Raw genomic sequence first — 6,481 nt, forward strand, 5'->3', positions numbered from 1 at the left:
CTTTCGATGGCGATGGCCGCGCATTGTGACTATAACCCCGACAGTGACTACTGCTTTGAAATCATGATGCCTTTTGAGCAAATTGCCGCTGCTGCTGGGATGCTTCATGTCTATGAAAACGGACGGAAAGCCTACGACAGTCCCCGGGAAGCGCTGTCTGTCATGGAGCAGATGGGATATGTCATTGTGGATCACGATAAGGATCCTGATGCTGGCCAGAACAAGCCGATGCGGATCTGGCTGGCCGATAAATTTTTCACGTCACGCGGGATAACTGGCGAAGAAATCCGGGAGTGGCTTGGCAAGTTTAAACTGTGGGCTCTCAAAAATGGGCTGACCGAGAGCCTGCGCAAGAAATATGAGCATCATTTATTACGACTCGAAGCCTTCGGACTGGATCTGAAGAGGAAGCATTCCTTACGCAACCGGTTAAAACAAATCAAGCGGTGGGTCGTCAGTCCCGACCTCGAAGCGCTTAAGGCGTCCTCAGTGGCAACGCTGGAAGGGAAGCTGGATGAGCTGTTGACTCAAGACAATGCGCGTATTGATCATTTGCTTGATGATAAAGACGTTCAGTTGCGGGCGCTGAGCAGAAAACGCAAACAACAGCATCCGTATTACAGAGCCTGGGTCCTGTGGTCAAACAGCGTCATGCCACATGAGGCCATGACTCTCGAAGCAGCATTCAGGCATACTCACCCGGGACTGGTGAGTTCTGACCCTGAAACGTATTACCGATTATTGCTCGAGCACGCGGATTATCGCTAACTTCCCGATTTACCCGTTTCTCCTGACTACCCTGCGCCGGCATGGGGTGCCCTCACGCCCCGATATCTCGTAATTCCTCATATTTATCGCATTTCATCTCCTGACGTCGTTTTTCTCCTAAAATTTTAGAAATTTTGTCTCAGAGGCATCGTTTTTTCTGTTTGTCTTCGGCGGAACGCTACCAAAGATGAAGTTAATTTCGTTGTCAGCGGTACTGTGGCCATTAACTTCGAACGTAATTTCTGAACAAAAGAAGCCCTTTAAAAAGGGAGTGTTTTCAGTGCGGTATTGAAACCCGCACTTCAAAACAAAATGAGTTCCACCCTTCACTTCGTTACGGGTAGCGAATCTGCAGCGCAATCATTATATAAGGCAATGTTGACAACATAAGGCTTGAAACCTTATATTTGTCTTAAGTTGATGCTGCAGTTTCAAAGGAATGACATGGCCAGAGTCGAATGGACAAAGCATGCTCTTAAACAACTGAAGAGCATCCCGGGCAACTACCGGAAAGCAATCAGTGAAAAGATCTCTATGCTGCAACGATACCCTGCCTTAGTCGCCAACCTCGATATAAAAAAGATGGCAGGTGGGGAAGGGGAGTTCAGGATGCGTATCGGAGACTACCGGGTCATTTACAGAATCGAAAACGGTGAGCCGGTTGTGATTACCATTCAGCGTATCGCAAGAAGAACATCGACAACTTACTGAGCTCATGGCTTTAGACGTAATCCAGACGGGAGTTTTCAATGAACCACATTCAATTTATCACTGATGAGCATGGTGTAAAGCAGGCTGCTGTCATTCCGATGGAGCTGTTTGAGCGTCTGATGCAACAAGCCGATCTCGATGAGCTTTATGAAGATATCAGCGTTACTCCGGGTAAGCATGATGATGTACAGATCCCAAATGAAATTGTAGAAATCATGGTGAGTAAAGATGTCACCATCCAGGGAGCCTGGCGTATTTACCGTGGACTGACTCAAAAAGACGTTGCCGAAAAACTGGGGATTAAACAGGCCGCAGTATCTCAGTTCGAGAAGTCCGAAAACCCACGAAAAGACAACATTGAGCGTTTGGCCCAGTTGTACGAATGCAAAGTGGAACAGCTCACCATGGACTGATGCCCATCAGTCCTGCTGTTAATCCAATCACTAAATTAGTTACAACATTCACGTAACTCTCTTTCACTACTCCGTGCAAATCCGAGGCTCCGAGCAACCCCTAAACCACGCACCGTGCACAGATGCAGCCCCTGAGCGGAACCCGTCCGCCCTGAAAAGCCGCGCCGCCCCGGCCGAAGGCCGGGATCAGTGCCGCTTTAATAGACGAATGTTGTAACTACTACATTCGTGTTGCTTTGAGAGGTTTCGCTTTGGTTTAGAGAACACGCTCGTAAGCGCTTTCAGCGCTAACGCGGAGATACGCCCTGGCTTCGCCAGGGCCACTCCAACCGCGTACCTAACGTTTTGTGGGGTTTTAAGTTGGTTACGTCTGGCAGGCAGAGTGGGGAATTGAGGATGCTTGGGACAAATGGTCGTCGGTGATGCTGGAATAATCAGCTCCAGATTTGCCAAAAAACTTACTGTCTACGGCATGCCCTGGCGCGTTATTTTCCTGTGCCGCTGCCAGCGCCGCATGTGCCAGAACTGCTTGCGGTGATTACGCAACCGTGACAGTTGTTCATCCGCTTATGAATGAATAGTAATATGCTGATATATAGAGTGAAATCTTGCCAGTAAGAGCGGAGTTTCTGTTCAGATTAAGCCAAAAGACTCGGGTAACTCCTTAATAAAATCGCATTTATCTCCAGAATATTCTCTTGATATATCTTGGAAGGTCTTCGTTATAACATTCCTATCGTCATCATTTAATGATTGCAACTCTGCGGCCATTTGTTCCATCATTTCTAACGCTAAATCTGGATCGAGTTGCCCCTCATCCGTGAACTCTAAAAATATAGCAAGATTAGCTATGATTTTTACTAGTTTAACACTGCTATTCTTTGACAACTTTCACCTCTATATTTTTGATTCCTAACTCATCAAGCTATTTATCAGCGCTATGGTGGGCTGAAGTGCAGAAGATCACGAGCACGCCTCGTGATCTTCTATTTCAATACTTTATTAGTTTTTAGGGAACGACATCGCAACCTTGAACTCATCGCAGGTAAACCCTTCACCAGCAGGGTTATGTGGTGTTCTGATAGTTGACCAATACCTCAACGACGGCTCTTTTTTTTCTATAGCTTGACGAACTTCAGCAGTTAAACTGCCGGACATATGAACAACTTGCTCAACTTTAGACCATCCATCAGAGACTTCTTTAACGCTATTACCCGCAGCTGTTGCAACAATCACCGCTTGGGTTATGTGAGGAGATTTAAGCATTTTATTTTCCCAATTCTATCTTATCTATTAATTTTAAGTTGTTATTGTAATCCTTAATAAACAACTGGCTCCCCCCTCCCGGCCCTAATAGAAGATTTTGTCTCACGATACCTGACGGTATGGTTATATCATTTATCACTTCATACACGGCCATTTGTGGGCGGTACCCGAATTCAGGATGTGGAGATACCTGTAAACTCTGGAAGAGTGACTCTCGGCCAAAATTAGCATTTAGTAGAGTTTGCTCAGTCGTATAGTACGCAGACTGACCGGGTATGCCTCCATAAACTTTACTGCCTGCCGGTAAGGTTGACATACTCCATTCATCTGCGGCATAGCCCCACTGTAATTGATCGGATTTTGCAGAATGTATGGAAAAATTAGACGACTCACGAGCCTTTTGACTGGCCGCAATATTTTCTTTGACCCTGCCCGACATCGACATTTCTGTACTGGCAGTGGTCGTCTTCATACCATACACCGCACCACCAATTGCCGCAGTGGTATGTACTCCAGCCATCGTGTAGTAAAGAGCTTTAGCTGCCTCGGGGCTGATTTCATGCGTGGTCGCGAGCAGCTTTATGTCGGCATCACGCTTAGCTTTAGCATCTGCCGTCGCGTAATGCCACATCAAATCGTCGACTTGCTCCGCGCCATCCCTGTACACGCTGCGCATTTTGCCAATATACTCACCGTCGAGCAATTCGTCATAACTGTCCGCCATTGCCGCCAGATCCTGACGTAGACCTTTACACTGGTCAGAAGACAGATTCTGACAGGCCGCATCTATCGCAATATCAAAAGCCTTATCTTTCGCGTTGAGGTCGTTGATGAGTTTTTCGGCTTGCTCTTTCTTTTCACCTTCTAAATTTGGCAGCGACCACTTCGCATTCTGCCGTTTTTGCTCGTCTTCGGCATGCTGCGCATTATTCTCAACCGTCGTCTTACCCGCTTGCGCGCCTGCAACCGCATCAGCAGTGCTGTCACCCGTCAGACCACCTGCAAGGCCCGCAGCTAATGTGGCTAACGCACTCACCGTTTGCTTCTCGGTCTCTGACAGCTCGCTGACAGGTTTGCCGTAAGCATTAAGCGCTATCATCCCCATCATTTCTGCCGTCGCGGCCCCCGCAGCACCCACCAGCGCGTTATTTCCCTGTGCCGCTGCCAGCGCCGCATTCACTGCGGCATGTGCCAGAACTTTACCTGCATCGTCAAGGCCACTGCTACCGATAATGTTCGCAATATAAGGGGCAGCTCCCCCTGCGGCAGCTTTGGCGATATCGCCGCCCGCCAGGCCCTGCACCGCAGCGGTAGCTGCCTGGAGCGCCTGCTGAACCTTACCGCCCGTTCCGAATCCGCTGTCGGTGAAGGCCTGATTATAGAAATTCTGGTAAGCCTGACTGCTGATATCGTCGGTGGTGGGCTCTTTGCCCGGATTTGCTTTCCGCCACTCTGCTTCCGCCGTTTTCAGCTGGTCCGGTGAGACATCCTTCATTTTCTCATTTGCGGCTTTCGTCGCGATTATCTGCCCCTGTGTCCGCGCAATATCCATTGTCTGATTGCCAATTTCTCCAATCAGCTGCGCCTCTTTCAGCCGGTTCTGCTCCTTCTCTTTATCAAAGATAGGGGAGAGGGTCTGGTTGGCGTGCTCGACGTCGCGGCTCAGGTCACCCACGTCTTGCTTCTGATTGTCCTTATCGCGGATTGTTATCGTGCCTTCACTTACCGCTGATTTCGTTGTTGAGCTATCGCTTCCGCTGCCGTTAACGCCCACCAGCAGGCCGTTGGCCATATTCCCCACGAACTGCCCGCCGATGTTGCCACCCGAGCTAATTCCCACGCTTTGGTGTTCGACTTCATATTCGGCGCTGTTATGGATATCGCTGAAGCCTAACGTGCCGGTGTCGAGAGTGTTCAGGCTGGCATCCGCTGTCGAGCCGATAACCGCACCGTTGAGCTGCGTATATTCCCCGACGGTGATATCAAACCGCCCTTACCGGCAAAGATACCCGTCTGCTCCTGCACGCTCTCGTACGTGCTGTGCATTTTGTCCCGGCTCAGGTTAAGCGAACCGCTGCCGCCGCTCATGCTCACACTGCCGCCCGCGCTGGCGTTCTGCTGCTTCGAATCGTGCGAAATATTGTCGGCGCCACTGTCTTCAAAGGTTGCTGGATAGCTGTATTTACGACAGATACGGTAAAACTGCGCCATCATCCGGTGGTTGAAGATATCCAGAAACGCTTCCATGGCGTCATGCCTATCACGTCGTTGAGTGATGTCATCGATCTAGCTGGTCGGCAGTGGTGAATCGATGCCGTAAAACCCCATAAAAGAGGTGCGCACCTCGTTCCAGGTCCATTTTTTAATTAATATCAAAAAACCAACAGATTAAACCAGTAGGGATGCCTAACAGGCTAATTTTCAATATTGTAACTATTTCTGTACTACCAAAAGGAAAGGGTTTCTCAAAATCCCAAATTAACCAACCTTTGAGCAAATAAGAGAAGAAACCTAAAATAATCAAGATAGTACTGGTTATTAAACACACTGCAAATACCTTCCAAAGTGGTCTATTAGGATTATTTATAGGCATCATTTCCTCCTTGAGGCATTTTTTAACCCATCACCAACCACACCGGAAGTTAATGAATTCCCTGCATTACCGATTGTTGATAGTGCCTATGGCGAGAAGTTAATTAAGCGTTGATTGTGCCAACTACAAGCAAAAAATCTAAACCAGCATCCGCAAAATCTTTCAGCAACTCGTCACGGTGGATATCCATTTAGCTGATTAGGCTTGGCGGCTCATCCCTGCGCAGTTCTTCGCCTTGAACTAACCACAGCGGTAAGTAGGTTTTTTTGGGCCTTCTCGTATTCTTCTTCTTGTGACATTCTCCAGGCTTTGTTCTCTATGATGTCACTCAGTGCATTATTCTCAACGTATAGGAACCCCAGCCAGCAAACTAGGGTTCAGAATTCAGTTCAAAATATCCGCTGACACATTACCAGTATCAAAAAATTCTTTAAATGTCTTAACGACAAGGTCAAAATCAATTGTTAGTTGGTTTTCAAGCCAGTAATCCCCATAAATTTGGATTTTTTTATTTTTACCAGATTTTGATTTATTCCAATAGGAACGGACTGTTAAATCAGATTCCGAACACTCTAGTAACGTTATGAGATAGAAACCATCCTCGGTAGACACATCTAGATTCATTGGTCCAATATCAGGTTCAGGTAAGATACGGAGCCTTACACCACCAGAACATCCTTTTAATTTCATTAGAAATTCTTCTACATCACTCCACTTGGGATCACGAACC

The 6,481-nt window shown here is 47.7% G+C and carries 6 protein-coding genes and 2 pseudogenes; 3 read left to right on the forward strand and 5 right to left on the reverse strand.

Features of this window, described 5'->3' with window-relative positions:
* The first annotated feature begins 6 nt into the window (after positions 1-6).
* The 3 genes from ACLBVC_RS23535 (at position 7) to ACLBVC_RS23545 (ending at position 1,892) form a co-directional block, all read left to right on the forward strand.
* Complete coding sequence (locus ACLBVC_RS23535) at positions 7-768, forward strand: Replication protein (RefSeq protein WP_410151646.1); 762 nt, start codon at positions 7-9, stop codon at positions 766-768.
* A 444-nt stretch (positions 769-1,212) separates the two neighbouring features.
* Complete coding sequence (locus ACLBVC_RS23540) at positions 1,213-1,479, forward strand: type II toxin-antitoxin system RelE family toxin (RefSeq protein ID WP_410151647.1); 267 nt, start codon at positions 1,213-1,215, stop codon at positions 1,477-1,479.
* 38 nt (positions 1,480-1,517) lie between these two features.
* Entirely contained in the window at positions 1,518-1,892 is a 375-nt protein-coding gene (locus tag ACLBVC_RS23545; protein WP_410151648.1) for a helix-turn-helix domain-containing protein, read from the forward strand.
* A 633-nt stretch (positions 1,893-2,525) separates the two neighbouring features.
* Here the strand turns inward: ACLBVC_RS23545 and ACLBVC_RS23550 are convergent.
* The 5 genes and pseudogenes from ACLBVC_RS23550 to ACLBVC_RS23570 all read right to left on the reverse strand — a co-directional run.
* Complete coding sequence (locus tag ACLBVC_RS23550; RefSeq protein WP_410151649.1) at positions 2,526-2,780, reverse strand: hypothetical protein; 255 nt, start codon at positions 2,778-2,780, stop codon at positions 2,526-2,528.
* Between the two features lie 114 nt (positions 2,781-2,894).
* A complete protein-coding gene (locus ACLBVC_RS23555) occupies positions 2,895-3,158 on the reverse strand; it encodes a hypothetical protein (protein ID WP_410151650.1) in 264 nt (87 codons plus the stop codon).
* Positions 3,159-3,909: 751 nt separating this feature from the next.
* A pseudogene (locus ACLBVC_RS23560) lies at positions 3,910-5,204 on the reverse strand (VENN motif pre-toxin domain-containing protein); the annotation flags it as partial.
* An 87-nt stretch (positions 5,205-5,291) separates the two neighbouring features.
* Positions 5,292-5,498, reverse strand: a pseudogene (locus ACLBVC_RS23565) (type VI secretion system baseplate subunit TssG); the annotation flags it as partial.
* Positions 5,499-6,135: 637 nt separating this feature from the next.
* On the reverse strand, positions 6,136-6,481 hold a 346-nt coding region (locus tag ACLBVC_RS23570; RefSeq protein ID WP_410151651.1), incomplete at its 5' end, for a DUF6911 family protein.

It is taken from the genome of Rahnella selenatireducens, from assembly GCF_046449555.1.
In the GTDB taxonomy this organism is placed as follows: Bacteria; Pseudomonadota; Gammaproteobacteria; order Enterobacterales; family Enterobacteriaceae; genus Rahnella; species Rahnella selenatireducens.

What these genes read in the sequence shown, in the direction of transcription:
- ACLBVC_RS23540 (WP_410151647.1), top strand. Translation starts at nt 1,213, where the DNA reads ATGGCCAGAGTCGAATGGACAAAGCATGCTCTTAAACAACTGAAGAGC.
- ACLBVC_RS23555 (WP_410151650.1), bottom strand. Translation starts at nt 3,158, where the DNA reads ATGCTTAAATCTCCTCACATAACCCAAGCGGTGATTGTTGCAACAGCT.
- ACLBVC_RS23545 (WP_410151648.1), top strand. Translation starts at nt 1,518, where the DNA reads ATGAACCACATTCAATTTATCACTGATGAGCATGGTGTAAAGCAGGCT.
- ACLBVC_RS23535 (WP_410151646.1), top strand. Translation starts at nt 7, where the DNA reads ATGGCGATGGCCGCGCATTGTGACTATAACCCCGACAGTGACTACTGC.